The organism is Streptomyces sp. NPDC091289, from assembly GCF_044757365.1.
Lineage (GTDB): Bacteria > Actinomycetota > Actinomycetes > Streptomycetales > Streptomycetaceae > Streptomyces.
The window spans coordinates 280,107-305,986 of the sequence record NZ_JBIVUT010000002.1; the positions used below are offsets into that span (position 1 = coordinate 280,107).

25 protein-coding genes are annotated in these 25,880 nt (G+C 71.5%); 12 read left to right on the plus strand and 13 right to left on the minus strand.

Annotation, left to right across the window (positions count from 1 at the left end; genetic code table 11):
* Positions 1–47: 47 nt before the first annotated feature.
* Together ACIQPT_RS03290 and ACIQPT_RS03295 are read right to left on the minus strand one after the other, a co-directional pair.
* Positions 48–794, minus strand: a complete 747-nt coding sequence (locus ACIQPT_RS03290; protein WP_401152550.1) for a DUF4142 domain-containing protein — start codon at positions 792–794, stop codon at positions 48–50.
* A 175-nt stretch (positions 795–969) separates the two neighbouring features.
* Positions 970–1,692 carry a peptidyl-tRNA hydrolase gene (locus ACIQPT_RS03295; RefSeq protein ID WP_401152149.1) on the minus strand — a complete coding sequence of 241 codons (723 nt, stop codon included), beginning with the start codon at positions 1,690–1,692 and terminating at the stop codon, positions 970–972.
* A gap of 71 nt (positions 1,693–1,763) precedes the next feature.
* Here ACIQPT_RS03295 and ACIQPT_RS03300 point away from each other — a divergent pair, with 71 nt between their 5' ends.
* From ACIQPT_RS03300 to ACIQPT_RS03315, 4 genes are read left to right on the plus strand one after another with little or no spacing between them, the layout of a single operon-like run.
* Positions 1,764–2,438, plus strand: coding sequence for an AIM24 family protein (locus ACIQPT_RS03300; RefSeq protein ID WP_401152150.1), 675 nt, complete (start codon positions 1,764–1,766; stop codon positions 2,436–2,438).
* 2 nt (positions 2,439–2,440) lie between these two features.
* A complete protein-coding gene (locus ACIQPT_RS03305; RefSeq protein WP_401152153.1) occupies positions 2,441–3,388 on the plus strand; it encodes an ATP-binding cassette domain-containing protein in 948 nt (315 codons plus the stop codon).
* Entirely contained in the window at positions 3,385–4,053 is a 669-nt protein-coding gene (locus ACIQPT_RS03310; protein WP_401152155.1) for an ABC transporter, read from the plus strand. Before ACIQPT_RS03305 ends, ACIQPT_RS03310 begins: the two co-directional genes overlap by 4 nt.
* A gap of 14 nt (positions 4,054–4,067) precedes the next feature.
* Complete coding sequence (locus ACIQPT_RS03315; protein WP_401152158.1) at positions 4,068–4,283, plus strand: hypothetical protein; 216 nt, start codon at positions 4,068–4,070, stop codon at positions 4,281–4,283.
* A 10-nt stretch (positions 4,284–4,293) separates the two neighbouring features.
* Here ACIQPT_RS03315 and ACIQPT_RS03320 read toward each other — a convergent pair whose 3' ends face one another.
* The 6 genes from ACIQPT_RS03320 to zapE all read right to left on the minus strand — a co-directional run bounded on the left by ACIQPT_RS03320 (position 4,294) and on the right by zapE (position 11,368).
* Positions 4,294–6,096 (minus strand): VWA-like domain-containing protein, encoded by a 1,803-nt coding sequence (locus ACIQPT_RS03320; RefSeq protein ID WP_401152161.1) that lies wholly within the window; start codon positions 6,094–6,096, stop codon positions 4,294–4,296.
* Positions 6,093–7,154, minus strand: a complete 1,062-nt coding sequence (locus tag ACIQPT_RS03325; protein WP_401152164.1) for an ATP-binding protein — start codon at positions 7,152–7,154, stop codon at positions 6,093–6,095. The genes ACIQPT_RS03320 and ACIQPT_RS03325 overlap by 4 nt, the downstream gene beginning before the upstream one ends.
* A 136-nt stretch (positions 7,155–7,290) precedes the next feature.
* Entirely contained in the window at positions 7,291–8,157 is an 867-nt protein-coding gene (locus tag ACIQPT_RS03330; RefSeq protein WP_401152166.1) for a polysaccharide deacetylase family protein, read from the minus strand.
* Positions 8,158–8,255: 98 nt separating this feature from the next.
* Complete coding sequence (locus ACIQPT_RS03335) at positions 8,256–9,629, minus strand: alkaline phosphatase PhoX (RefSeq protein WP_401152169.1); 1,374 nt, start codon at positions 9,627–9,629, stop codon at positions 8,256–8,258.
* Positions 9,630–9,768: 139 nt separating this feature from the next.
* The gene (locus ACIQPT_RS03340) at positions 9,769–10,194 is read right to left on the minus strand and encodes an OsmC family protein (protein ID WP_392943956.1); all 426 of its coding nucleotides are present in this window, start codon (positions 10,192–10,194) and stop codon (positions 9,769–9,771) included.
* Between the two features lie 82 nt (positions 10,195–10,276).
* Positions 10,277–11,368 (minus strand): cell division protein ZapE, encoded by a 1,092-nt coding sequence (gene zapE, locus ACIQPT_RS03345; protein WP_401152172.1) that lies wholly within the window; start codon positions 11,366–11,368, stop codon positions 10,277–10,279.
* A 37-nt stretch (positions 11,369–11,405) separates the two neighbouring features.
* Here zapE and ACIQPT_RS03350 point away from each other — a divergent pair, with 37 nt between their 5' ends.
* The 4 genes from ACIQPT_RS03350 to msrB all read left to right on the plus strand — a co-directional run bounded on the left by ACIQPT_RS03350 (position 11,406) and on the right by msrB (position 14,731).
* Positions 11,406–12,230 (plus strand): pyrimidine reductase family protein, encoded by an 825-nt coding sequence (locus ACIQPT_RS03350; protein WP_401152176.1) that lies wholly within the window; start codon positions 11,406–11,408, stop codon positions 12,228–12,230.
* 163 nt (positions 12,231–12,393) lie between these two features.
* Positions 12,394–12,846 (plus strand): indole-3-glycerol phosphate synthase, encoded by a 453-nt coding sequence (locus tag ACIQPT_RS03355; protein WP_401152177.1) that lies wholly within the window; start codon positions 12,394–12,396, stop codon positions 12,844–12,846.
* A gap of 72 nt (positions 12,847–12,918) precedes the next feature.
* Complete coding sequence (gene murC / locus ACIQPT_RS03360; protein WP_401152180.1) at positions 12,919–14,313, plus strand: UDP-N-acetylmuramate--L-alanine ligase; 1,395 nt, start codon at positions 12,919–12,921, stop codon at positions 14,311–14,313.
* Between the two features lie 10 nt (positions 14,314–14,323).
* Entirely contained in the window at positions 14,324–14,731 is a 408-nt protein-coding gene (gene msrB / locus ACIQPT_RS03365; RefSeq protein WP_401152182.1) for a peptide-methionine (R)-S-oxide reductase MsrB, read from the plus strand.
* A 75-nt stretch (positions 14,732–14,806) separates the two neighbouring features.
* Here msrB and ACIQPT_RS03370 read toward each other — a convergent pair whose 3' ends face one another.
* From ACIQPT_RS03370 to ACIQPT_RS03385, 4 genes are all read right to left on the minus strand, one after another.
* Positions 14,807–15,694 (minus strand): hypothetical protein, encoded by an 888-nt coding sequence (locus ACIQPT_RS03370; protein ID WP_401152184.1) that lies wholly within the window; start codon positions 15,692–15,694, stop codon positions 14,807–14,809.
* An 8-nt stretch (positions 15,695–15,702) separates the two neighbouring features.
* Positions 15,703–19,986: a hypothetical protein gene (locus ACIQPT_RS03375; RefSeq protein WP_401152186.1), complete on the minus strand. Its 4,284-nt coding sequence runs from the start codon at positions 19,984–19,986 to the stop codon at positions 15,703–15,705.
* A gap of 93 nt (positions 19,987–20,079) precedes the next feature.
* On the minus strand, positions 20,080–20,553 hold the full coding sequence (locus tag ACIQPT_RS03380) for a hypothetical protein (RefSeq protein WP_401152188.1): 474 nt from the start codon (positions 20,551–20,553) through the stop codon (positions 20,080–20,082).
* Positions 20,554–20,699: 146 nt separating this feature from the next.
* Positions 20,700–21,956 carry an SGNH/GDSL hydrolase family protein gene (locus ACIQPT_RS03385; RefSeq protein WP_401152189.1) on the minus strand — a complete coding sequence of 419 codons (1,257 nt, stop codon included), beginning with the start codon at positions 21,954–21,956 and terminating at the stop codon, positions 20,700–20,702.
* Positions 21,957–22,209: 253 nt separating this feature from the next.
* On the opposite strand from ACIQPT_RS03385, the gene ACIQPT_RS03390 reads away from it, so the two are divergent.
* From ACIQPT_RS03390 to ACIQPT_RS03400, 3 genes are all read left to right on the plus strand, one after another.
* Entirely contained in the window at positions 22,210–23,439 is a 1,230-nt protein-coding gene (locus ACIQPT_RS03390) for a hypothetical protein (RefSeq protein WP_401152552.1), read from the plus strand.
* The gene (locus ACIQPT_RS03395; RefSeq protein ID WP_401152191.1) at positions 23,423–24,229 is read left to right on the plus strand and encodes a hypothetical protein; all 807 of its coding nucleotides are present in this window, start codon (positions 23,423–23,425) and stop codon (positions 24,227–24,229) included. The genes ACIQPT_RS03390 and ACIQPT_RS03395 overlap by 17 nt, the downstream gene beginning before the upstream one ends.
* Before the next feature lie 63 nt (positions 24,230–24,292).
* Positions 24,293–24,655: a DUF4190 domain-containing protein gene (locus ACIQPT_RS03400; RefSeq protein ID WP_401152193.1), complete on the plus strand. Its 363-nt coding sequence runs from the start codon at positions 24,293–24,295 to the stop codon at positions 24,653–24,655.
* Positions 24,656–24,725: 70 nt separating this feature from the next.
* Here the strand turns inward: ACIQPT_RS03400 and ACIQPT_RS03405 are convergent, their stop codons facing one another.
* Positions 24,726–25,226, minus strand: a complete 501-nt coding sequence (locus ACIQPT_RS03405; protein WP_401152195.1) for a MarR family winged helix-turn-helix transcriptional regulator — start codon at positions 25,224–25,226, stop codon at positions 24,726–24,728.
* 59 nt (positions 25,227–25,285) lie between these two features.
* Between ACIQPT_RS03405 and ACIQPT_RS03410 the strand changes: the two genes are divergently transcribed.
* The gene (locus ACIQPT_RS03410; protein ID WP_401152197.1) at positions 25,286–25,873 is read left to right on the plus strand and encodes a hypothetical protein; all 588 of its coding nucleotides are present in this window, start codon (positions 25,286–25,288) and stop codon (positions 25,871–25,873) included.
* The last annotated feature ends 7 nt before the right edge of the window (positions 25,874–25,880 follow it).

Sequence of the window (25,880 nt, forward strand, 5' to 3'; positions counted from 1 at the left end):
GGGGGACGTTCAGAGCTGGATTTGAGGTTCCGGGAGCACGGTCCTCGTTATGGCATCGGCATCATCGTGGGCGGCACCGGGCGCGAGGTGAACGACTGGTCGCCGGTCGGGGTCGCCGGCACCGGGGCCAGCGGGGCCTGCCCGTCCTGGGGCATCGACGGGCCCGAGGGGCTGGCCGTCGACCCGCTCGCCGCCTCGCGCGCCAGGGCGTCGAAGTCGACGAACCCGGTGGCCTCCAGCATGGTGATGTGATCCAGCACCGTCTGGTTGGCGTCGCTCGCGAGCTGCCGGATCAGCGTGTTGCGGGTGGTGTGACGGACCTGGCCGATCAGCCCGAAGACCTTGCCGTGGGCGGCCCGCAGGATATTGGCGAACTTCCGCTCGTACTCCTCGCCGCTCGCCGCCGTCAGCTCCCGCAGCCACCCCTGCTGCTGGGCGGTCGGCTGGTTGGGCAGCTCCACCCCGAGCTTCGCCGCCACGTCCCGGGCCCGCCGGTCCAGGTCCGCGTGCCCGACGACCAGGTGGTCCCCGGCGGCCTTCGTCGCCTCGCTGGGCGCCCGTTCGATCGCCTGCTGCCCGGCGGGCAGCTCCCACAGTCCGGCGAGCCGCACCTTGACCAGGAAGTCCCGGTCGGTCGCGGAGAGCGGGCCCCACTGGGTGGCGACGCTGGAGGCGTTGAGGTTCGCCTCGCCGGTGCCCGAACGGTCCGCGTAGGACCAGACGGGGAACGCGAGCGCGCCGAGCGTGGCGACCAGTGCCGCGATGATGAGGGCCGTTCCGTTGATGCGTCGCAACAAGGTGTCTCCCGGGCAGAGGCGTGACAGCGTCGGACAGGCGTCAAATCAACCGCCAACCGACTGGCTGTGCAGGCTACTTGGCGGTAATGCCGAAAGGGCAGTACCGGGAGATACGGAGAAGGGACCGGAAACGTTCAGCGCGCGGGCGATCCCTTCGCGGACGCCGTCCCGCTCAGCGGCGCAGCGCCGGATGGTCGGCGACCACCGTGCAGGACCCCGGGGCGATCTCGGTGAACCCCGCGTCGCGCACCACCGGCAGCCCGCTCACCGTCAGCTCCCGCCAGCGCTCCGCACCGGGGGTGGCGACGGAGAGCGGGAACCCGGCCTCGCGCCAGGCCTTGCGCTCGGTGTCGGACAGCTCCCACCAGGCGAGCTGCGCCCCGTGCCCGGCCTGGGCCATCGTCTTGCCCGCCGACATGTCCACCTCGGGGTTCAGCCACAGCACCGGGCCCGACAGATCGGGGGCGGCGGGCGGCTCCGGGTCCTCCAGGTCGGTGCCCGACACCTGGAGCTTGGCCAGCTCCTTGGGCCAGCCGTCCAGCGGGATCGGCGGGAACACCCGTACCTCCGCGCCGTCCTCGCCCGTCACCGTGATGCCGTCCAGCGCCGCGGCCTTGCGCCACTCCGCACCGCGCGCCCGGCGCACGACCTTGCGGATCCGGGCGTCCTGCCAGTCCCGCATCGCCGGAGCCCACTCGCCGTCGCCGAGGGACCGCTCGTCGGAGAGGATCGTCAGCACCGCACGGGCGGCGGTCCGCAGCGCGTCGGTGCGGGCGGGCGGGTCCGTCTTCTCCAGGTGGAGCACCAGCGGCAGCACGAACTGCGGCGCCTGGTCGCGGTCGGTCGGACCGTCGTGGAACGGGCTTTCGGAGACAGGGGTGTCGTTGCTGGTCACCGTCCCAGTCTGCCAGGCCGGCCGGGTCACCTTCTTGGCGGAACGACAGGGTCCGGGTGAGGATGCTCCGCATGAAGAGCGATCTCTTTTCCAGCGAGCACATGGCCCAGCCGGCCACCGCCCCCGGCATGACCCTGCAGAACTCCAAATCGATCAAGTACGCCGTCAACGGGGAGATGCACGCCCGGCAGGGCTCGATGATCGCCTTCCGCGGCAACCTCCAGTTCGAGCGCAAGGGCCAGGGCATCGGCGGTCTGCTCAAGCGCGCGGTCACCGGCGAGGGCCTCGCGCTGATGGCGGTCCGCGGCCAGGGCGAGGCATGGTTCGCGCACGAGGCGGCGAACTGTTTCATCGTGGAGATGGACCAGGGCGACTCCATCACCATCAACGGCCGCAACGTCCTGTGCTTCGACCCCACGCTCTCCTACGAGATCAAGACGGTGAAGGGCGCCGGAATGATCGGCGGCGGCCTCTTCAACAGCGTCTTCACGGGTTACGGCAAGCTCGGCCTGATGTGCGAGGGCAGCCCGATCGTGATCCCCGTGACGGCCGCTCAGCCGGTGTACGTGGACACGGACGCGATCGTCGGCTGGAGCCAGCAGCTCACGACCAGCCTGCACCGCTCCCAGAGCGTCGGCTCGATGGTGCGCGGCGGATCCGGCGAGGCGGTTCAGCTGATGCTCCAGGGCGAGGGCTTCGTCATCGTGCGGCCCAGCGAGGCCCGGCCCGAGAAGACCTCCAACTGACCTTGAACCTCCGGGGAGTGGGCCACCGGCACGGCCTCCGCGGCGCGTGGGTGCTGCGCGGGGTCGACCTCACGCTGCCCGCACGGGGCCTCGTCCGGGTCGAGGGGGCCAACGGTGCGGGCAAGTCGACCCTGCTGCGCCTGCTCGCCGGGATCGACGCCCCCGCCGAGGGACGGATCACCGGCCGCCCGGCCCGCACGGCGTACGTCCCCGAGCGCTTCCCGGCGGCGCTGCCCCTGACCGCCACCGGCTACCTCGTCCACCTCGGCCGGATCCACGGACTGCGGACCGCCGAGGCGAAGCGGCGGGCGGGGGAGTGGCTGACCCGGTTCGGGGCGGCCGACCACGCCCGTACCCCGCTCGCCGAACTCTCCAAGGGCACCAGCCAGAAGGTCGCCGTCGCCCAGGCGCTGCTGGCCGCACCCGACCTGCTGGTCCTGGACGAGGCCTGGACCGGGCTCGACACCGCCGCCCGCGCCGAGCTCGACCGCGCGGTGGCCGAACGCGTGGCGGCCGGCGCCACGGTCGTCTTCGTCGACCACGACCCGCGACGCCTCGCCGGGGCGGCCGACCTCACCCTGCGGACCGGCGGCGGCGGGGTGCGCACGGCCCCGGCTGCCGCGGCAACCGCACGCACCACCGGCCCCCGCGTCCTGATCGAGGCCGAGGGCCCGCCCGGCGCGACGCTGCCCGACGACCTGCCGGGCGACCCGGTCCGGGAGCGGGGGAGCGGAACCGGCCTCCTACGCCTTACCGTTCCCGAGCCGTACTCCGACGCACTCCTGGCGGCACTGCTCACGGCCCGCCCGCCCTGGCACATCCGCACGGTGGCCGCCGTCGACGCGCCCGTGCGGGCAAGCGCACCCGGGTCACCCGAGGAACCCGATCCGGCCGAATCACCCGAGATATTCGAGGTGTCCGAGGTGTCCGAGGTGTCCGAAGCACCATGACCGCCCTCCTCCGCTACCAGACCGCCCTGCTCGTCCGCTCCCAGCGCTGGCTGGCGCCCCTCCTGCTGTACGCGGCCGTCCTCGCCGTGGGCGTGCAGAGCGGGCAGCCCGTGCTGGGGTCGCTCGGCGTCGCGGCCGCCGCCCTGCTGCCCGTGACCGCGTGGGCCGTGCGGCTCTGCGTCGACCAGGAGCCGCCCGCCGCCCGGACGGTCGCCTCGGCAGCCGCGGGGCCCCGGCGGGTCCATCTGGCCGCGCTGCTCACCGCCACGGGCTGTGCGGCGGTGCTCGCCGCGGTGGCCACCGCCGTCGTCCTGCTCGTCAGCGGCCCGGTCACCGACGACGGCGCCCGTGCCGTGTCCCGGCCGTCCGCCGCGCTCGCCGGGCTGCTCGCCGCCCTGTGCTGCGTGCTGCTGGGCGCGGCCGTGGGGGCGCTCAGCACCCGTCCGGTCCTGGGCCGCCGGGGCTGGTCCGTCGCGGCGGCCGTGCTCGGGTCGGTCCTCGCACTCGTGACCACCGGATCCCCGGCGCGCCACGCGGTCACCGCCCTGGTCACGGGATCGCGGACCGGGACGTTCCAGCCGCCCGTCCTGCCGCTGCTCGGGGCGGCGGTCCTCGCCTCGGCGACCGCGCTTCTCGTCTGCCGGCTCGCCGCCCGGCGCGGGTGAGTAGGCTCGTGGACGTGGACACGGACGACACGGACGACACGTACTGCGAGGCCCCGGGCCCGGCCGCGGAGGCCGCACGGCCCGCGCCCGCCGGAGCCGCCGAGGGCCCTCCGTACGCCGAGTGCGTGCTGTGCCGCGAGCCGACCGAGTACCCGGAGTCGACGAAGGGCGCCACGCTCTGCCCGGTCTGCGCCTGGCAGGAGGCGGGCCGCACGGCCTGCTCCGGCTAGTCCCGGCCGTTCAGCGCACCCGGAAGACCGGTCCGCGCGGCGTGAACGGCAGGCCCGCGCCCTCCGGGATCAGGTAGGCGTGCTCGCGGCGGACCCGCAGGACATCGCACCAGCCGTCGGTGATCACCAGGACGGGGGCCGTCGGCGGGAAGTCGTCGGCCCGCTGCAGCAGGTCGATGCCGGGTTGCAGGACCGTGCCGCCGCGCCCCCTGACCCGTACCCGCCCGGCGATCTCCGTCGGCGCCAGATACCCGGCGTCGTAGGCGGCGGCATCGCAGAACACCACGCGGGCGGCCGGCACGTCGCGGGCCTCGGCGTAGGAGGCGATCGCGCCCAGTGCCTTGGCGAGCAGCGGGCCGGACATCGAGCCCGAGGTGTCCAGGACGACGCCGAAGGTGCAGCGGGCGACCTCCTCGGGCGGGAAGGAGCGGCCCGCGCGCGGGATGTCGGGGGTCGAGGCCTGGCGCCGGGCGGGCCGGGAGTAGCTGCGTACCGGCTCGGGCCGGGGCACGAACTCGTCGAACCAGCGGGCCAGCCGGGCATCCCAGGGGACGGGCGGGTGGGCGAGTGCGCGGATCTCCTGGACCAGTCCGGCCGGGAGCAGGCCGCGCTGCCGGTCGGTGTGCAGCTGGTGGCCCTGGACGAGGGCGCGCCGGTAGAACGCGTCGAGGTCGACGGGGTCGGCCGTCCGGCCGGGCAGCGGTTCGCCCAGGATGTCGCCGGTGCCCTTGCCGCGCAGGGTCGCGAGGCGTCGGCCGCGCCGCAGCCCGGTGGCGAGCCGGTCGTACACCTCCTCGGCCGACAGGCCCTTCAACCCGGCGTCGTACAGCAGCCCTTCGGGCATCGTGCCGACGTCCATCTCCACCAGCCAGCCGTTGATGACGTAGTCGGCGGCGACGTTGAAGAGATAGTGGTCGCGGGCGCCGCGGCGCCCGCCGTGACGCAGGGCGGCGTGCAGCATCTCGTGGGCGAGGATGAACCGCCACTCCTCGTCCGTGAACCGCTTGAGCGGGTTGATGTAGATCTCGCCGGCGGTGGCGTCCACGGCGGCCACGGAGATGTCGTGCACGCGGGCGAGTTCGGCGTCGGCGACGACGGTCAGCCCGGCCGCGAGGCCGCCGAGCAGCGGGTAGGACGAGACGAACCAATTGAGGGCCCGGTCCCAGGGGCGCTGGGCGACGCGCTCACCGGTGAGCCGGTCCCGGCGGCCGCCCGCGACGTCCATCGCGGCGGAGACCGTACGGGTCAGGGCGTACGCGAAGGCCAGCTGCCGGTCGGGCAGGGCGGTGTCCCAGCGTGGCCACTGGACCAGCAGCTGGTCGGGTTCGCCGTCCGCGGTGCCGCACCGCTCGTAGACGGCCGGGACACCGGTCTTGCGCCAGCGGGCGGCGAGCTGCTCCTCGTCGCCGTCGGGGTAGCTCTCGGGGAGGTGGTCGGGGGCGGTGCCGATGGGGAAGGTGGCCAGGAAGCGGTTGACGACGGTGCAGCGGGCGGCGAGGTCGAAGCGGTCGGGCTGCTCGCGGGCTTCCTTGGCGGCGGGAAGATGGCCGAAACCGAGGTGGAGGAGGGCATGGGCGAGCGCCCAGGCCCAGTCGCCGGGTTCGGCCCGGTGGGTGGGGTGGACGTGCACCCGCCCGTTGGAGTCGGCCCGGACGAGACCCTGGCCGGGGGCGTCGGCATTGCCCTTGGCGCGGACGAACTCGGCGTCGACGGCCGCGAGGGCGGGGTTGCGGCGCACCAGGTCGACACCGGCGGCGAAGGCCTCGGCGGCCGGGTCGGGGCGGCCCGCGCCCTGCTTGCGGGACCGGCTCAACGCCGGGCCTCGACCAGGCGCGGCATGTCGCGGGCGGCCTCCACCAGGAACCAGGCGGGCAGCACCGGGTTGCCGTCGGCGTCCTCGGCGATGACGGTCTGGGCGACCTCGACGGAGATCTCGGCGAGCTGGACGAGCAGCGACTTGGCGCGGTAGGAGGTCTCGCGCACGGCGGCCGAGGCGTGCTCGCGCTGGGCCGGGAGCTCCTTGACGAGCCGTCCCCGGAACGCCTCGGCGAGGTAGTAGAGCAGGTCGCGGTCCTCGACGCGGCGGGGCCAGGAGGCCTCTCCCTTGATGATCGCCTCGATGCCGTAGGTGTGCCGCACGATCTTGGCGTACCCGCAGAAGGAGACGGCATGGGCGGGGGTCAGCGTCCCGTGGGCCACGATCTTCAGCGTCGCCTCGTCCAGCGCCGGCCCGAAGGAGTGCAGTGCGTCGGAGAGCATGTGCCAGGAGCGGGGCGTGGAGAACGGCTCCTCGGTCTTGGGCGGCTGCGACCACAGGTGGTCGGGCCGGTCGGAGAGGTAGTCCACCACCCAGGGGTGGATGCCGTTCTCGCCCGCCCACACCAGCCAGTCGGTGGCGGAGGCACGCAGGTGGACGTGGGTGAGGCGGTTGACGAGTGCGGAGGCGATGGGGCGTGCCAGGGCGTTGTCGGTGGCGCGGTTGCCCGCGCCGATCACGATCGAGCCCGCCGGGAGCTCGTAGCTGCCGATCCGGCGGTCGAGGATGAGCGAGTAGAACGCCTTCTGCACATCCGGGGTCGCGGCGTTCAGCTCGTCCAGGAAGAGGCAGTACGGCTCGTCGCGGGCGATGGCCTCCGGCGGGCAGAACACGGAGCGGCCGTCGCGGATCTGCGGCACGCCGATCAGGTCCTCGGGGGCGAGCTGCGTGCCCAGCAGGCTGACGCACTCCAGGCCCAGGGATTCGGCGAACTTCCTCACCAGGGAGGACTTCCCGATGCCGGGGGCGCCCCAGAGGAACACCGGGCGGACGGTGGCGAGGCCCAGAAGGAGGTCCGGGATCTGGGTGGGGGTGACGGTTACTGCGGCCTGCAAGCGGTCGGCTCCTCCGAGGGGGAATGTCCTGTTCGGCGAGCGTATGGGGCCGGTGGGGGCGGCCGCACATGGTTTTCCCCGCCGGGACCGCCGGGTCCGCCCGAGCAGGCGGGCGTCGGCCCTGATCCCGCGACGCTCAGGGCCGGTCCTCCATCAGCTCCGACACCTTCACGAACCGGTAGCCGCGCTCGCGCAGTTCCGGCACGATCCGGCGTACCGCCGCCTCGGTGACCGGGGCCGCGCTGCGGGTGCAGTGCATCACCACCAGCGACCCCGGCCGCACCCCGTCCAGCACCTGCTCGGCCACCGCGTCCGCGTCCGTGGCGAAGGCGTCGCCGCTGACCACGTCCCACTGCACGGCCGTCACGTTCGCCGGGCCCAGCGCGCGCAGTGCCGTGTCGTCGTAGCAGCCGCCGGGGAAGCGGAAGTACGGCACCACGTTCCGCGCCCCCGCCTTCCGGATCGCCGTGAAGGCACGTTCCACATCGCGGGTCATCGCGGCCTTCTCGACCACCGGCAGTCCGTAGCAGGGCGCGCTGAAGGCGTAGTGGCTGTAGGAGTGGTTGGCGATCTCGAACAGCGGATCCGTGCCGATGGCCTTCGCCTGCGCCGGGTACTCCTCGGCCCAGCGCCCCGTCATGAAGACGGTGGAGGGCACCTTCAGCCGGCGCAGCGACGCGACCAGCTCCGGGTTGTCGAAACGCTCGCCCGAGGCCGCCCGGGGGCCCTGATCGGCCGTCATGTCGGCGTCGAACGTCAGCGCCACGACCTTCTCCGCCGCGCCGCCGGCCGTGCCCCCGCCCGTCTGCCTCCGCTCGAAGACCGGGGTGCGGCCCGCCGGACCGGGGGCCATCGTGGGCGGCTTCTTCGGCGCGGCGGAGGCGGAGGCAGGGGCGGAGGCCTTGGGAAGGGGGGTGGGTGGGTGAGCGGGTGCGGGGGCAGGACCCCCGCACCCGGCCAGGGCGGCACCGGCCAGCACCCCCGCGACCGTCAGAGTCGCCATCTTCCGTGCAGTAGTGATCACTCACGAAAAATATCTGACGTTATCGTCATATCTTCAGACGACGCTCCGGTGTCCCGGCAGAGCGGGGAGGCGCTACTTCAGCACCAGGGCCCCGTCACCGCGAACGTCGTCCCCGGCGTGTAGCAGTTCACGTACATCGTCGAGCCGTCCGGCGAGAACGTGACCCCCGCGAACTCACCCCACTCCGGCTCCTCGGGCGTCCCGATGTTCTGCCGCCCGCGCGCCATCGCGTACACCTCGCCGCGCCGCGTCACCCCGAGCACATGCTGCGCGCCGCCGCCGTCCTCACAGACCATCAGCCCGCCGTCGGCCGCCAGACAGATGTTGTCGGGCGACTCGCCGGGCAGCTGGATGTCGGTGTCCGGGCCGAAGAGCACGACCAGGGTGAGGCGGCGCTTCTTCGGCTCGTAGCGCCAGACCTGGCCGTAGTGGTCGGCCGCCGAGCCCTCGTCGCGGTGGGCGAAGCTGGAGACGAAGTAGACCGAGGAGTCGCCCCAGTAGCAGCCCTCCAGCTTCTGCGCGTGCGTGATGCCCTTCGGGCCGAAGTCCTGGAAGCGGATCGCGGTCTCGGCGGCCAGCGGATCCGGTACGGGGACCCACTCGATCCGGTCGAAGCTCGTGCCGGTCTCCTGGACGGCGGACAGGTCGGGCACGCCCGGCACCCGCATCGCCTCCAGCGCGCCGCCCGCCCGGAGCGAACCGGTGCCGCCGAGCGGCTTCTCGGGAAGGAAGCGGTAGAAGAGCCCGAACGGCTTCTCGAACGCGTCCTCCGTCTCGTACACGATCCCGGACTTCGGGTCGACGGCGATCGCCTCGTGCTGGAAGCGGCCCATCGCGGTCAGCGGGACGGCCCCGGTGCGGTGCGGATCGGCGCCGTCCACCTCGAAGATGAAGCCGTGGTCCTTGGCGTACCCGTTGGTCCCGGCCTTGTCCTCGGTCTCCTCGCAGGTCAGCCAGGTGCGCCAGGGGGTGGGCCCGCCCGCGCAGTTCACCGCCGTACCGGCGATGGCGACGCGCTCGCCGAGTACCTTGTTGCGGCCGTCCAGCTCCAGGGACGTACAGCCGCCCTTGGCCGCCGGGTCGTAGGTCAGCCCCTCGACGGTCGGTACGCCGATCTCGGCGGTGTGCCGGTTCTCGTGGTTGCGGACGAGGTGGACCCGCCCGTTGCGGCTGCGCAGCGCGGCCATCCCGTCGTGGTTGCTGGGCACCGGCCCCTCGCCGGAGCGCAGCGGCTCGCCCTCCCGGGACAGCACCCGGTAGCGGAATCCCTTCGGCAGGTCGAGCAGGCCGTCCGGATCGGGGACGAGGGGGCCGTAGCCGCCGTGGCCGCGTGCGGCTGCCGTGCCCGCGAAGAGTTCGGAGAAGGCCCCCGTGAAGGCGACCGCGGCGGCTGCGCCGCTGCCTGCCAGGACCTGGCGTCGGGTGGCGGTGGTGCGGGGTGCGGATGACATGAGGTGACTCCCTGTTGGCGGACAGGTGAAGTGACCCGCACGTGTGTAGCACGCACAGAGGCGCGGGGGAACCATGCGTACCCCCGCGCCCCGTGTTGCTGCTGGGACGGCCCCGATGGGAGCAGCCGTCCGCGCATGGTCAGGCCAGCGAGGCCGACAGGGTGATCGTGGTGCCCGTCAGCGCCTGGCTGACCGGGCAGTTCGCCTTGGCGTCCTCGGCGGCCTTGAGGAAGCCGTCCTCGTCGAGACCGGGCACCTCGCCCACGACCGTGAGGTGGATGCCGGTGATGCCCGTGCCGGGCTGGAAGGTCACCTCGGCCTTGGTCTCCAGCCGGGTCGACGGGGTGCCGGCCCCGGCGAGCCCGTGGGAGAGCGCCATCGAGAAGCAGCTGGAGTGCGCGGCGGCGATGAGCTCCTCGGGGCTCGTCTTGCCGTTCGCCTGCTCCGAGCGGGCGGGCCAGGAGACGGGGTAGTCGCCGATGCCGGAGGAGTCGAAGGTGACGACCCCCTTGCCCTCGATCAGGTTGCCTTCCCAGTTCGTGTGCGCCTGACGCGTGGTAGCCATGCTGGATCCCTTCGAACGGTGCGCGGTTGTACGGCATAAGACGGGGCACCTCGCGGTGTCCCGTTGCGTTACGCCCCCGAACCTACTGCGCCACCAGCCCCTTTGCGTCACGCGCCAGCGCCGTCAGCCGGGAGATCGCCCGGAAGTACTTCTTCCGGTACCCGCCGTTCAGCATCTCGTCGCTGAACAGCTTGTCGAACGGCAGCCCCGAGGCGAGCACCGGGACCTCCCGGTCGTACAGCCGGTCGGCCAGCACCACCAGGCGCAGCGCGGTCGACTGGTCGGGCACCGCCGTCACCCCGGTCAGACAGACCGCGCCGATGCCGTCGGTCAGCGCGCCGTACCGGCTCGGGTGGACCCGGGCCAGGTGCTCCAGCAGCCCGGGGAAGTCGTCGAGGGACGCGCCCGGCGTGGCGTACGCGGCCCGGGTGACCTGCTCGTCGTCGTACGGCGGCGGGGCCTCGGGCAGACCGCGGTGCCGGTAGTCCTCGCCGTCGATGCGCAGCGGGCGGAAGTGCGCGGACAGGCCCTGGATCTCGCGCAGGAAGTCGACGGCGGCGAACCGGCCCTCGCCGAGCTTGCCCGGCAGCGTGTTCGAGGTCGCGGCCAGCGCCACCCCGTTCTCCACGAGCCGGCGGAGCAGCGAGGAGACCAGCACGGTGTCGCCCGGGTCGTCCAGCTCGAACTCGTCGATGCACAGCAGCCGGTGCCCGCTCAGCGTCTGCACGGTCTGCTGGAAGCCCAGCGCGCCCACCAGGTTGGTCAGCTCCACGAACGTGCCGAACGCCTTCAGCGACGGCTCGGCGGGCGTGGCATGCCAGAGGGAGGCCAGCAGGTGGGTCTTGCCGACGCCGTAGCCGCCGTCCAGATAGACCCCGCGCGGCCCGGTCGGCGCGGCCGGCTTCTTGCTGAACCACTTGCGCCGCCCGGCGCCCGTCGCGTGCGCCCCGCCGAGCCCGGCGGCGAAGCCCGCCAGGACCGTGACCGCCTCGCTCTGGCTGGGCTGGTTCGGGTCGGGTACGTACGTGTCGAAGCGCACCGAGTCGAAGCGCGGCGGCGGCACCATCTCGGCGACCAGACGGTCTGCGGGGACGTGCGGCTCGCGGGCGCACAGGGACAGCGGGGCCGTTTCGGCAAGGGGGCTCTGCCCCGGAAACGCGGTGGATGACGACACAACTCTCCACCCTAAGGCCCGTGCCAGACTGCAACCCATGCGAAGCCTGTTCCCTGTGACGGACCTGACAAAAAGCGCGGTGGGAGGCGAGGACCCGTCCGGACCGGACCCGTCCGGACCGCTCACCGACCGCGAGTGGAGCCTCGACGAGCTGGCGGAGGCGTACGCCTACCCCGCCGGTCTCCCCGCCGGGGCCCCCTGGCTGCGCGCCAACATGGTCTCCACCCTCGACGGGGCCGCCCAGCACGACGGCCGCTCGCAGGGCATCTCCTGCGCGGCGGACATGCGGATCTTCGGCACCCTGCGGGGCCTGGCCGACGTGGTGATCGCCGGGGCCGAGACCGTACGCCTGGAGGGGTACCGTCCGGCCCGCGCCCGGGAGGCGTTCGCCGCGCGCCGGGCCGCGGCCGGACAGGGCCCCGCGCCGGCCGTGGCGGTGGTGACCGGCTCGCTCGACCTGGACTTCTCGCTGCCGCTCTTCACCGAGCCGCTCGTCCCGACCCTCGTGGTGACCGGCGCCGGGGCCCCCGACGACCGGATCGCGGCGGCCCGGAAGGCGGGCGCCGAGGTGGTGATCGCGGGCGAGGGCACCCGGGTGGACCCGGCCCGTGCCGTGCGCGAGCTGGCCGACCGGGGGCTGCGGCGGCAGCTCACCGAGGGCGGACCCCGGCTGCTCGGCCAGTTCGTGGCGGCGGGCGTGCTGGACGAGCTGTGCCTGACGATGTCCCCGATGCTGACCGCCGGGGACGCCCAGCGCATCGCGGGGGGGCCCGGGGTCGCTGTGCCGGAACGTTTTTTCCTCGCATCGCTGCTGGAAGAGGCCGGGTTCCTCTTCACTCGGTACCGTCGGACCGACAGATAGCGGAATTTCCCGTTCCGCTTAGCTCCGGCTGGGCACACTTACCCCTGCAGTCCCCGTGGAATCACGGGGAAGGATGGTTTCAGCAAACGACCGTCGACGGTCGAGCCGGCAGTCGACGAGACGAAGAAGCGGAAGGGCGCCTGTCGTGTTCACAAGCGTTTTGATGATCGAGAAGCCGCTCACTCCCGAGGACGTGGATTTCGTCACCACCCTCCACGGCGAGGAGCGGATCTCGTTCGTCGTTCTGTTGCAGCCGCGCGGTGACCAGGCCGATGTCCTGCTGCGCGCGATCGACGACGTGGCGATGGGGGAACTGAAGGAAGCGGTCCGCGAGGGCGAGGAGCCGGAGGGCGACGAGGCCCGCGAGACCGCGCAGATCGGCCTGGAGTACTCCCTTCGGTCCCTGCGCGACGCGGGCTCCGAAGCGGTCGGACAAGTGATCGAGGACCACCCGCTCGACAAACTGAAGACCGTGGTCGAGGAGGCGGGCGCCGACGAGGTCATCGTCCTGACCGCCCCGCACTACGTGGAGGAGTTCTTCCACCGCGACTGGGCCTCCCGGGCCCGGCACAAGGTGGGCGTCCCGGTGCTCAAGCTCTTCGCGCACAGCGAATAGGCTGGGCCCCCGCGGCCCGGGACGGCACCGGACCGCACCGAGAACGCCCACCAGCACCCCGCAGGAGTACAGATGGCACCCGGCATTCCCGCCGCCATGGAACGACCCCACTTCATCGGCATCGGCGGCGCCGGAATGTCGGGCATCGCGAAGATCCTCGCGCAGCGCGGAGCGAAGGTGGCGGGCAGCGACGCCAAGGAGTCCGCCACCGCCGAGTCGCTGCGGGCGCTGGGGGCGACCGTGCACATCGGGCACGCGGCGGGCCACCTGGCCGACGACGCGTCCTGTGTGGTCGTCTCCAGCGCCATCCGCGCCGACAACCCGGAGCTGCTCCGGGCGAACGAGCTGGCCATCCCGGTGGTGCACCGCTCCGACGCGCTGGCCTCCCTGATGAACGGCCTGCGCGCCATCGCGGTGGCCGGCACCCACGGCAAGACGACGACGACGTCGATGCTGGCCGTCGCCCTCTCCTCGCTGAGCCTGGCCCCCTCGTACGCCATCGGCGGCGACCTGGAGGGCCCCGGCACCAACGCCACGCACGGCGAGGGGGACATCTTCGTCGCGGAGGCGGACGAGAGCGACCGCAGCTTCCAGAAGTACGACCCCGAGGTCGCGATCGTCCTCAACGTCGAGCTGGACCACCACGCGAACTACGCCTCGATGGACGAGATCTACGACTCCTTCGAGACGTTCGTCGGCAAGGTCGTCCCCGGCGGCACCCTGGTCATCTCCGCCGACCAGCCCGGCGCGGTCGAGCTGACCCGCCGGGTCCGCGACCTCTCCGACCTCAAGGTCGTCACGTACGGCTCCGCCGAGAACGCCGACGTACGCGTCCACAAGGTCACCCCGCGCGGCCTGACCAGCGAGGTCACGGTCCTCCTCAACGGCAAGTTCCTCACCTTCACCGTCTCCGTCCCCGGCAGCCACTACGCCCACAACGCGGTGGCCGCCCTCGCCGCCGGAGTCGCCCTGGGCATCCCCGCGCACAACCTGGCCTCGGCCCTCGGTTCGTACACCGGGGTCAAGCGCCGCCTCCAGCTCAAGGGCGAGGCGGCGGGCGTGCAGGTCATCGACTCGTACGCGCACCACCCCACCGAGATGACCGCCGACCTGGAGGCCATGCGCGGCGCGGCCGCCGACGCCCGCATCCTGGTCGTCTTCCAGCCGCACCTGTTCTCCCGCACCCAGGAGCTGGGCACCGAGATGGGCCAGGCCCTCGCCCTGGCCGACGCCTCCGTGGTCCTGGACATCTACCCGGCCCGCGAGGACCCGATCCCCGGCATCACCAGCGCCCTGATCATCGACGCGGCGAAGGAGGCGGGCGCCGAGGTCACCGCCGTCCACGACCAGGCCGACGTCCCCGCCGCCGTCGCGGGAATGGCGAAGCCCGGAGATCTCGTTCTCACCATGGGAGCGGGCGATGTCACCGACCTCGGCCCGCGCATCCTGGATCACCTGTCGAGCTGAGGAGCGGGACGTGTCGTACGACGTCGAGAAGCCGGACGAGCAGTGGCGGGCCGAGCTGAGCCCCGCCGAGTACGCGGTGCTGCGCCAGGCCGGCACCGAACCCGCGTTCAGGGGTGAGTACACCGACACCAAAACGGCGGGCGTCTACTCCTGCCGGGCCTGCGGGGCGGAGCTGTTCCGCTCCGACACCAAGTTCGAGTCGCACTGCGGCTGGCCGTCCTTCTACGACCCGAAGGACACGGACGCGGTCGAGCTGGTCGAGGACCGCGCCCACGGCATGGTCCGCACCGAGGTGCGCTGCTCCCGCTGCGGCTCGCACCTGGGCCACGTCTTCGAGGGCGAGGGCTACCCGACCCCGACGGACCAGCGCTACTGCATCAACTCGATCTCGCTGACCCTGGCGCCGGACGAGAGCTGAGCCCCGACGGCTCACGACGGTTCGGACCGATGCCCGCACAGGGCTCCCTGTGCGGGCATCGTTGCGTTCCGTCCGTCAGCTCCGTCCGTCGCCCCGTCCATCAGTGCGGGCAGAGGCAGGGAGGAAGGGCGCCAACGTCGCCGCCACCGCAGGAGACCTCAGATAGGGAGCTGCGCGGTGGAAGTCGAACGGAGCGATGCTGTCCGCCAGATCGAGGTCCACCGTCGGGAAACGCTGCTTGAACGGGCGGGGGATCGCGACGATGTCCCCGTGGTCGCTCACGTTGACCCACCGGCGCACACCGGGCGGGCGCTGCCCGGTGCCGTCGGCCGGGGCCGGTATCAGCCGGTCGAAGACACCGTGGGGCAGGGCGAGCGGGGAGCCGAGCGTCAGGAAGAGGTCGATCTCGATCTCCGGGTGGGCGTGGAGCGCCTCGTAGGCGACGACGCTCCCGAGGGAATGGGCTATCACCACCCGGGCCCCCGTCGAGGTGATGGTGGTGGCCACCTCGTCCCGGGCGGCGGTGCGGGCGTCGGGGGCATCGAGATAGCGCACCACGTCGCGGAAGAAGGCGGCGACGAACGCGCGGGTCAGACGGCCGTCGAGGCTGAGGTGCTCAGCGATCACGGAGACGAGTCCGCGGAGCGGAACGGCCAGACGCCCCTGGGCCGTCACGGGCGGAATCCTCAGTCCCATGGATGCCTCCAACGTCTCCGCCCAGTCGACGATGGACCGGAGGGCGCGCGGGTCTTCGCGCTCCAGCAGTTCCAGATCGTCCGCGCCTTGAGCGACCGGCCTGCCGTGGTGGAGGTGGTGGGCGTAGTAGGCAAGGGTGAGAGGCACCCGGTCGACGTCGACACCGAGTCCGGTGGCGAGATGCCCGGCCCAGGTCGCCGACCGGGCGGCGGCGATCGCTGTCGGTGTGTGGGCGGGGGAGTACTGGCCCACGCCGTGTACGGCCACGATGTGATTCAACGGGGTGTCCCTCGGTCGGGGGTGGGATAGGGGCGCAGGTGGAGGTGGGCACCCGGTGTCATGTGGATGATGTCGGGGCCCACCCCGAGGTACAGGGCCCCGTCGGGAGCGACCGCGATGGCGAACACGCTGTCCGGGAACCAGAAGACGTCGATCTGGCTGCCGTTTCTCAGGTCCCACAGCCGTAGGGAGCGATCGAGCCCACCGGTGAGGAGGTGCGGGTGCCCGTCGACGAGAACCGGTGCCGAGGCGAAGACCGCGCGCGTGTGCCCGGCCAGGGTGAACGTCCTGGTGGAGTCGAGAGCGGTGACGCGTACCTCGCCCCGGTCGTCACCGCTGACGACGTACGGCTGCGCGTCGATGTCCACGGCGGCGACGGTGTGGACGGCGGCGGGGTGCCGGGTGAGGAGCTGTGGCCGTGGCGGCCCCAGCAGATGTGCGGACCGGACGTGACCGGAGTCGTACCCCGCGAGAACGCGGGTGGGGGTGGCCGCCAGGGACAGGCACGGCCCGCTCTCCGCCGACGGGAGCAGAACGCGCTCCGGCTCTTCCGTTTCCGCCGGGTCGATGTCGTCCTGCCGGAACACGCGGTCCACGTGGTCGACCCCGGACATCGCGACCCCACCGCTTTCGGAGGCGTGGACGACGAAGGTGGTTCCCCGAACCGTGACGATCAGCACCGCGGACGCCCGGAAGCCGTCGTCGAAGGCGCGGCGGTGGAGATACTCCTCCGCCGCGTTCGTGTCCCACAGCGCGACTCCGTCGAGTGTGCAGGAGGCGAGGATCCGCGGATGCTCTCCGGCCTCCAGGACCGCGATGCCGGTGGCACTGTCCGACGCCGGGATGTCGTCCCGGTACAGGACGGCCCGGTGGCCGACTCCGCTTTCCGCATTCCACAGAGCGATGGTGCCGTCTTCGCTGCACGAGACCAGCCGGCCGTCGGGCAGCAGGGTGAGTGCGTTGATCGCGTGGGTGTGCCCCGGATGGCGTTGAGAGATCTCGTGCCCGGCCGCGTCCGAGACACGGACCGTGCCGCCCTCGCTCGCCGTGAGGATGCGCGTCCGATGCGGCTCCGGCACGACGGCGACACGGGTGATCGCTGTCGTGTGGCTCGCGACCTGGCGACTGCTGCCGTCGGTGTGCGTCAGCCGTGCGATGCCGTCCGCGCCGCCGCTGAGTACGTGAACGGAGCCGTCCAGCGTAACGGCGGCCAGATCGTTGACGGCGTCGGCGTGATCCGCGTTGAGGATGGTCGTACCGGTCAGGATGGTGCCGTCCGAGTCGCCCTGGACCGGTTCGAGCCCCTTTCCCAGGTCGAGGAAGCAGTAGTACGTCGCGTGCGGGTGGGCGTACGGCGCCGGCAACACCTCGTCGCCGCGGACGGCCAGCACCTCGACGATGTCGTGCTGGGCGACCACGAAGTCGCCCTTGCCCTCCAGGGCGACACAGGACATCCGAGCCACCGGACTGATGAGCGCGGACGCCTCGCTACGGGACAGATGGGTGCCGGTGGCGATGTCCCAGAAGTGGATCACCCGGTCCTGACCGGCGCTGGCTACCGCGGGTGTTCCCCCGTACCGCACGGCCACCAGGGACCAGACCGGCCCTTGATGCGCACGGACCGTCCACAGCAGGTGTCCGGTGGCCAGGTCCCACCCCCGCAGTTCACCACGGTCGCAGCCGGTCACGGCGACATGGCCGTCACCGGTCCGCCCGGCTGCCACACCGCCCACCGGAGAGCCGTGGTGGTCGAGCTCGAGCGTCGCCGTCGCCGAGTCGAGGTCCCACAGCCGTGCCGTTCCGTCCTGCCCGGCTGTCAGGGCGTGCGGGCGGCCGTGCATCTCCAGGGTCGTCAGGTCCCAGATCTTGCCGCGGTGACCGGTCAGTGTCGTCAGGAGGCCGGTGTGCAGGGACCGGCCTGCGGTCCGCAGAACGCGACGGCCGGAGTCCCGCGTGAGCTCGGCGGCCAGCCGCCACTGCTGGTGCCGGGCCGCGTCGACGGCCAGGATGTCGCGCCGCTGGCCGGGCGGACCGCTGTGATGGGCGCCGTACGACGTGAGATAGACCGCGCCGTGCGGGCCGCGTTCACCGTGATACAGCTCTTCGGCCAGGGGAGCCGGGTCCGCGTGGACCAGGAACTCACCGTCCTCGAGAAGCTCTCCGAGCCTGCCGGCGAGCGCGCTGTGCCGTGCGGCGTGACGCAGGAGGTAGGGCTCGGTATTGGCCCAACGCCGTTGGCCCGAGCGGGTCGTGCCCACCGTCGCGAGCAGGCGTTCCCAGACCATGACGGCGTTCAGGACGGACCGCTCGCGGAGGCGATCGGCAAGCCCCTGGTGGAAGAGCCGGTAGACCGGGGTGCCCTCACGGTCGACGTTGCGCCGTAGGTAGAAGCGTGCGGCGTGCAGGAGACGTGAGGTGTCCGGCTGCTCCTCCGTGACCGGGCCGGGCTTCACGGCCGCAACGTGGCTGAGCAGACTTTCCGGCATGCCCGCGCCCTCGGCCCAGGCCAGTGCGGCAAGCAACTCGTGCAGGCCCGGCCGGGCGACCAGTTCCAGGTCGAGATCGAGGACCCCGTCGAGGGATCTGGGCACGGCCCTGCCCAGCGCCTTTGCCTCCTCCGTCGTGGTGGGCGGAGTTCCCCGGTCCTGAAGAAGCCGCAGGTAGAGCCCCGCGACCAGGAACTCACCCCACTCACGTGTCCCGCCCAGCAAGGTGTCCGCGAGCGCTTCCCCCAGGCTCTCGGCAGCCGCGAGCGAGCACCACGGCGAGACGCGCCCGTCCAACGGGCGCAGCATCCGGCGAACGAAGTGCACCAGATCCTTGCGCAGCCGCTCGACCGGGACCTCGCCCAGGTCGATCAGGCCGCCTTGCGCACGGGCCCTCTCGATCAGAGACCCGAGCTCCGCTTCGGGACGCGTTGCGACGAGCATCCTGCACAGCGGTTCACCGTTCGGCCGCAGGGCCGATGCCAGGGGCAACAGCAGGGTGGCGACGAGCTCGGCCGGATATTCGGCCTCGTCCACGGCATCCACGATGAGACACGGAGGCTCGGGCCTCGCGTGCAAGGCGGTCATCAGTCGGTGCGTGGTCCACGGCAGACCCGGGCCGGGGGACTCCACGCCCCACTGGGCGGCCAGCGAGGACAGGACCTCGGAGACCCTGCGCCGTCGTGCGTGCACGACGGCCAAGCCGTCGGCCACCCCGGGAAGGTCTCCTCCCGATGGCCGCCACAACTGTTCCGTGGCCTCGCGCAACAAGGGATGCGCGGCGCAGGCGAGCGCTCCGACCAGCGCTGACTTACCGACTCCCGGCACGCCGGTGACCACCCGAAGCGATGCCCCGTGCCCCTCCAACCACTCGGTCAGTGTGCGGAGTTCGTCGCCGCGCCCGGTGAAGGACGGAACGGTGATGTCGACGTCTTCCCCCGCGCTGTCGGCGCCGGCCGCCCGGATGACGAAATGGCGGGTGTCCGCGACGTCGTCGAGGACCGTGAACACGGCAGGGTCCACACCGCCGCGGATGTGCGAGGCGGCCGGGTCGTGTCGCGGGTTGGGGAAGAACCGCAGGTGCGACAGATCATCACCGAGGGCGGCGAGGGGGCGTACGACCGTCTGCTGAATGCCGCCCGCGCTCTGCTCCTCCACATGATGGGCTACTTCGCGGCAGAATCGGCCGATCGGGATGTACGGCAGGGACGCGTCGAGCTTCAGAGCCCCGGACGCGAAGCCACGGAGCACCTCGTCGAACGCGATGCTGAGGCGACCGTCGTAGGCGGGTTCGTCGGTCTGGCAGGCGGCCAGCACCCAGACACGTCGGTGGTTCGGGTGGAGCAGGGACCGCAGCTGGTCGGCCGAGACGGCACCGGAGTGACACAGGTCCAGGACGAGGAGTACGGCCGGACCGTCCTCACCGTCCGTGGTCGGGCGCTCCGCCAGGTCGACCCAGCGACTCAGGGACTCGGTGGTGAGCCGGCCGTCTCCGCCCACGGCATAGACCTTGCGGGTTTCGCGTGCGAGCTCTCCGTGGGTGAGCACATGGATGATCGTGAAGTCGGCACGGTCGGTGACCGCCTGTGTCAGTGCGTTTTCCAGGGCGGCGGCAGTGGAGGCGGGGTCCGGGGCGGGCTCCAGGAGGACGTACGCGTACTGCTTCGCCAGTACCTCGCGCAACCGTCGCGAGTGCTGTGCCGCGTAGACGAGCGGCTGCCGCTGGGGCGGTGATTCGTCCGCAGGGTCCGTGGCCGGCCCGTCGATCCCGACCACCAATGCCTGACGGCGCATTCCGTATCCCCCGATCCCGCCAACACCTGTGTGCAGCCGAATCATTGTTCCAGTCAGGGGCCGATTCCACCGCACGGGGCGCAGCCCCGACGGTCACTCCTCGTCGTCGTCGCTCCCGCTCGCTTCCGACCGCAGCAGCGGGTGGATCACACCGGGGAAGACCCGGGCCCGTACGACCTCCTCGGCCGACCCGCCCTGTACGACGGTCTCCGCGACCCCCCAGGGCCGCCCGGCCAGGTGGATGGTCAGGGTGTACGAGGAGGAGCACCCGGTGCACTCGTAGCGGTCGGCCCAGGTCTCGACCTCGGTGGTGGAGCCCGGGTAGCGCTTCACATGGCGGTGGCGGGCGTGGCAGCGGTCACAGGTCTCGCCCGGCTCGCAGGTCCCGCCGCACGGACACGGCACGTCAAAGCTGTCGGCGGGCTTCCAGCGCTGCACGAGGACGGCCTCGCGGGTGGCGCCCATGTCCTTCATGGCCTTGAGATTGCGGGCGGCGACGTTGTACGACTCGCCGGTGGCGGCCATCCGGTCACGGATGACGTCCTTGCGTCCACGGTTGGTCGTCATGTTGCTCCTCCTGGGTTCACGCAGCCCGTCAGGAGGCCCATGAGTCAATCAGTCAGTACCTCTTTACGTTACCCGCCCGGCACCGGCGCACGGACCGGGCGGGCGGGCTGCGGCCGGGGGCGGGCGTCCTCCGGCCGGTGAGGCTGTCAGAGGTCGTCGAGGTCCATGGCGGAGGCGATGGCGTGGGACCCGGCTTCGTTGGGGTGGACGCCGTCCGGGAAGACGTAGCCGGGGCGCGGCATCGCGGGGTCGGCGGGGTCCGCGACGGCTCGGTCGACGTCGAGGACGGAGTCGTACGCGCCGCTGGTGCGCATCCAGTGGTTGACGGTGGTCCGGATCTTCTCGCCCCGCTCGCTGTAGGCGGGGAAGAGGGCGCCCTTCATGGGCAGGATGGTCGCGCCGACGGCCGTGATGCCACGGGCGTGGGCGGCGCGGATCAGCTCTTTGTGGGCGTTGATGATCTGGACCGCGGTCACGTGGGGTGCGGAGCCCATGCAGGGGTCGCCCATCTCGGGGGCGGCGAGATCGTTGCCGCCCAGGTGGACGATCACCGTGCGCACGCCGGGGCGGTCGATCACGTCGCGCCGGAAGCGGTCGGCGGCCTTGTCCCCGTAGCAGGGGGAGTCGTTGAGGATCCGGTTTCCGCCGATGCCGGCGTTGACTACGTCCAGCGGTCGGCGGTCGGCGGCGATGCGTTCGGCGAGCTTGTCCGTGAAGCGGGTGTCGGTGCCGGGCGCGGCCCCCGTCCCGTCCATCAGCGAATCCCCGAAGGCGACCACGGTGCCGCGCCGAGGGGAGGCCGGACCGGACACCTCCACGCCGCTCAGGAAGTACCAGGCGTTCGTGGACGTGGTGAAGGCGTCGCCGCCGGAGTCGGTCAGATGGCGCCCGGAGGCGCGGTACGAGGGGGAGGTGGTGAACCGGTGGAAGGTGGCCGGACCGGTGCGGTCGGCGAAGTACAGGGTGACGGTCAGCTTCTCCAGCGGGGAGGTGCGCAGGGCCGCGGCATCGCTCACGAGCTCGCGTCCCGGGGCGATGGTGGTGCCCCGCTCCCCGCCGAATGCCAGCGTCCGCGCTGTGCCGGGCCAGACCTGGGCGTCACCGGCGGAGCGGCCGACGGTCGCCGCGGTGATCCGCAGCGGCGTGGTGCCGTACGCGTTGGACAGCCTGATCCGCAGCGTGGAGCCGCCGGTCGAGACGCGGACCACTTGGCGTACGGACTGGTCGGCGAACCCGTCCTGCGACCAGTTGGGCCCCCAGTCCTCGCTGCCCTCGACGGGCCGCTGCACGGCTGTGCCCCACGCCCCGGTCCATGCGGGGCCTTCGCCGGGCCGCGCTGGGGCCGCCGGGGCCGCCGCCGGGACGACGAGCGTGGTGAGCACCGCTGCGGTGACGGCGAGCATGCCTCGTCGTAACGTCTTCGTCCTCCACGGCTTCTGCCACGGTCGCGACGTTGCCGAATGCATCAGGGGTCCTCCTCGGAGAAATGGGTGATGAGGAGATCTGACCGCCTTTCGCCCCGGAGTTCAGCGGGGGTGGCCCCCGAATCGGCCTTCGGGCTAGCCCTACCCGGGGCGGCAGGCAGATCCGCACCCGCCGCCCGCGCGGAGTAAGGCCGTTGCAGGCTGTCGAGCGCCCGTGAGAGCATCAACTCCGATGTATACAACAGGGGTATCAGAAGCCTGCATTGAGGACGAGAGCAACGTCCTGGTCGCTCCTTCGGCGTTGCACGACGACGACTCGGTCAGGGACTTCTTCGGGTCCACGATCACGCCGGAGCAACTCGCTTCTGGTCCGCCCGACCTCGCACAGAAGACCGTCTACCTGTGCGGCGACATATCCGGGATCAGCGCCCGTCAACTGCATGCTGCCGACCGGGTGTTCGTGGTCCGGGAGCTGTCACACGGTTACGACGAGGGCGTCGACGCACCCTGGACCGTCGTCGGCGTCGGCCGACTTCCCCTCCGCGTGCACGGTGCCGGCGTGTACTACCGCCGCTTCTTCGAACTCGACGCCGATCACTTCGGGCGGATCAGCGCGGAGCACGCGTTCCAGTCCCTGACGGAGTCGACGAAGCCCGGAACAGCCCATCGCAGCGGAATCTATCTGACGCCCGTCACCCAGGACGGTGACGGACTGCATTTCCGCCTGCTCCGGTGCTCCACGAATTTCGACGGGCCGACCGAGAGCTTCCGCCCGACCGACACAGAAATCGTCGAGTCGCTGAACCGCGAAGCCGCAGACGTCTTCCGGAACCATGCGCCGCTGAATCACGTCCTCGCCCAGATCTACCACAACACCCTTGCCACGCCCGAGCGTAAGCAGTCCAAGGCCAAGATCTCGGCGCATGCGGACAAGACCAAGGACATGCCCGCCAACGGCATCATGGCCTTCTGCACGTTCTATGACGGGCTCGACAAGCTGCAGCCCTTGGCTGAGGACCCCTTCGATTACGGGGTGAAGCGTGGCAGCGGACTGACCAGGCTTCACTTCCGCCTCAAGGAGCCGACAGAGGGGCGCGACGAAGCCGCGCTCCCCGCGCAGTTCACCCTGACGCTCCACCCCGGCTCCGTGTTCCTCATGCCGCTGTCCACCAACCGCCTGTACACACACGAAATCCGGCCCTCGGGACTGAACGCCGAGTTCCTCCCGACCCGCCTGGGATACGTGGTGCGCTGTTCGAGCGCCGAAGCCGTGCACAAGGACGGCGACACGTTCCTCAAAACGGCCGGAGGCCCGGTGAAACTGGGGCCGCCCACGGAGGACGGCATGGAGGACCTGCGCAAGCTGTACGCCGAGGAGAACAGGACGTCGTCCTTCATCGACTACGGCGGAAGGTTCCTCTTCAGCATGAACTCGGGGGACTACGTTGCCCCTCGGATCTAGGATCTCGGACGAAATCCGCTCGTACACCTTGCCGGCCGAGGCGAATCTCTTCGCGGAGCTGTCGGAGTCGGCCTTTCTGGAGGACGTGGGAAAGGGCCGACGAGGCGCCACGCTGGCCAGGATCGACGAGGCGGGCGGTGTCCCTCGTGTGCCTCTCGTACGTACCACCACGCGCTACGGCAGCCCGACGCAGCGATTCCGGGCAGTGCACGAGCGGCTGGCGCGGCAGATCGAAGAGCGCGCGGAGATTCCGGTCGGCCTCAACAACGCTCTCATCGAGAGCTACACGAACGCCTACACCACCATGGGCTTTCATTCCGACCAAGCCCTGGATCTGGGCGACGGCTCGTTCATCGCTGTCTACTCCTGCTACCGGCATCCCGAAGCGGGCCCGCCGAGGAAGCTGGTCTTCGAATCAAAAGGATCCGGTGAGGGGCCCGCTGAGGGGTCCGATGGTGAGAGGTTCGAGGTCCCCCTCACCCACAGCAGCGTCGTCGTGTTCTCCGTCGACGCGAATCGGCGACTGAAGCACAAAATCGTCTTGGACGCGCCCGACCGGGCGGCGGACAACGCATGGCTGGGCGTGACGTTCCGGACGTCAAAGACCCTCATCCGGTTTCACGACGACGGACACGCCTATCTCCCGGAGGGGGCGCGCCTCACGTCGGCCGACGAGGAGCAGAGCAGCGAGTTCTACCGACTGCGACGCCGTGAGAACAAGGAAACGGACTTCGTCTACCCCTCGCTGACGTACACCGTGAGCGAGAGCGATCTGATGCCGCCCGTCTGACACCACATGAGTCACATCGGTGCCTCATAATGTGGCCGTAGAGAACGACGGGGGAGTTCCATCGTGGCCAGCAGAACGCAGCAGACAGCCGTTCCGGCGGTCCGGTCCCGCAACACACCCGCCCGGGTCGCCGCTTGGGCGGCCGCCATGGGCGCCGGCCTCATCGTGGCGATCGTGGTGACGCCGATGTTCTGGCTGATGTACGGCGGCCTCTACACGGCCTTCATGTTCTTGTGCGGCCTCGTCGCCATCCCGGCCGGTCACCTCGGCCGCCGCCGGGGCAAGCGGCTGGGCGGCCAGGACCGGGGCGTGGCCCTGCTGGCCATCGTGACCGGCTGGCTGCTGATCCTCTGCGCCCTGGTGCTGGTGCTCGCGTACGTGGGACTGGTGGCGGGACTCGGGGTGCTGGCCGACACCGCGAGCTGAGCCGGGCTGAGTGGTCCGGGGCGCCCCTCGGTAAGGGCGGGGCAGGATCACGGTGTGGTGACCGGTGTGATCACTCCGCCGGAGTCCGCCGGCCGGCCTGGCCGTCGGACTCCCGGGCCCGGGTCAGTTCGGCCGTCGACCGGCGCAGGATCTCGACCGTGCCGGAGAGCCAGCGGGTCACCGCCGCGCGCTCCGCGTCGTCCATGCCGTCCACGAGGCCGTCCATCGCCTCGGCCATCGGCGCGAAGAGCCGGGCCAGGTCGCGCCGGTGCTCCGCCGTCACGCTCAGCGCGTACCGACGCCCGTCCGAGCCGTCCTTGCGGCGGTCCACGTGCCCGAGCGCGGCCAGTCGGTGGACGATTTTGGTGATGGCCGCGTTGGACAGCCCGGTGCGGTCCACGAGCTGCCCCGGGCTGACCCCCGGCTCCGCCGCGATCAGGGAGAGGATCTTGTGCTCGGTGGCGTTGAGCCCGAGATGAGCGGCGACGGCCTCGTGGAAGAGGATCACGCGCAGGCTCAACTCCTGCCCCATCGCCCGGCCTTCGGGTCCACCGCTCTCCTGTCCTGTCATGACCACCATCCTCGGCAAACTGCTTCACTTTGGTGAAATACTATGGCTAGGCTGTGCCCATGACAGCCACCTCTGCGACGCGCACGTCTCATGCGTACGGCTCTCTTCCGGACCCGGGCATCCTGGCCCGCACCTTCGCGGCCTGCCTGGCGGTGAACGTACCGCTCCTGGCGCTGCTGCTGATCCCGCAGTTGATGCGCAGCCGCGCGGGCTCCGAGGCGCTCCTCACGGTGGGCCTGCTCCTGCTGCTCGCCCTGGTCGTGGGCGCGGTGACGCTCGCACCCGAGGTGAGCGCGAAGGTGGCGCCGGCCGGTCCCGACTGGCTCCCGGGCGGGGCCCGTGCCCGGGTCCGGGCCCTGCGGCGCGAGGACCGCCGCACCTACCTGTGGCGTCTCGGCGAGTTCGTGGCGTTGTATGTCGCGGCGCAGGGGGTCGGGGGCATCGTCGCCTGGCTGCTGCCGCACGTCGCGGACAACCCGGCCCACGTCACCGACCCCACGGCGAGCGCCTGGGTCATCGACTACCCGAACTTCGCGACCCAGGCCGTCGCGATGTACGTGTGCATCTGCTTCGCCCTGGCCTGGTACGCGACCCGGCTGCGCGCGGAGTCGGTACGGTCGGCCGCCCGGGCGCAGCAGGGCGGCTGACGGGGAA

Coding starts and splice junctions, on each gene's coding strand:
- ACIQPT_RS03410 (WP_401152197.1), top strand. CDS start 25,286: ATGACAGCCACCTCTGCGACGCGCACGTCTCATGCGTACGGCTCTCTT.
- ACIQPT_RS03335 (WP_401152169.1), bottom strand. CDS start 9,629: ATGTCATCCGCACCCCGCACCACCGCCACCCGACGCCAGGTCCTGGCA.
- murC (WP_401152180.1), top strand. CDS start 12,919: ATGGCACCCGGCATTCCCGCCGCCATGGAACGACCCCACTTCATCGGC.
- ACIQPT_RS03355 (WP_401152177.1), top strand. CDS start 12,394: ATGATCGAGAAGCCGCTCACTCCCGAGGACGTGGATTTCGTCACCACC.
- ACIQPT_RS03340 (WP_392943956.1), bottom strand. CDS start 10,194: ATGGCTACCACGCGTCAGGCGCACACGAACTGGGAAGGCAACCTGATC.
- ACIQPT_RS03405 (WP_401152195.1), bottom strand. CDS start 25,226: ATGACAGGACAGGAGAGCGGTGGACCCGAAGGCCGGGCGATGGGGCAG.
- ACIQPT_RS03375 (WP_401152186.1), bottom strand. CDS start 19,986: ATGCGCCGTCAGGCATTGGTGGTCGGGATCGACGGGCCGGCCACGGAC.
- ACIQPT_RS03380 (WP_401152188.1), bottom strand. CDS start 20,553: ATGACGACCAACCGTGGACGCAAGGACGTCATCCGTGACCGGATGGCC.
- ACIQPT_RS03330 (WP_401152166.1), bottom strand. CDS start 8,157: ATGGCGACTCTGACGGTCGCGGGGGTGCTGGCCGGTGCCGCCCTGGCC.
- ACIQPT_RS03300 (WP_401152150.1), top strand. CDS start 1,764: ATGAAGAGCGATCTCTTTTCCAGCGAGCACATGGCCCAGCCGGCCACC.
- ACIQPT_RS03390 (WP_401152552.1), top strand. CDS start 22,210: ATGTATACAACAGGGGTATCAGAAGCCTGCATTGAGGACGAGAGCAAC.
- ACIQPT_RS03385 (WP_401152189.1), bottom strand. CDS start 21,956: ATGCTCGCCGTCACCGCAGCGGTGCTCACCACGCTCGTCGTCCCGGCG.
- ACIQPT_RS03350 (WP_401152176.1), top strand. CDS start 11,406: ATGCGAAGCCTGTTCCCTGTGACGGACCTGACAAAAAGCGCGGTGGGA.
- ACIQPT_RS03310 (WP_401152155.1), top strand. CDS start 3,385: ATGACCGCCCTCCTCCGCTACCAGACCGCCCTGCTCGTCCGCTCCCAG.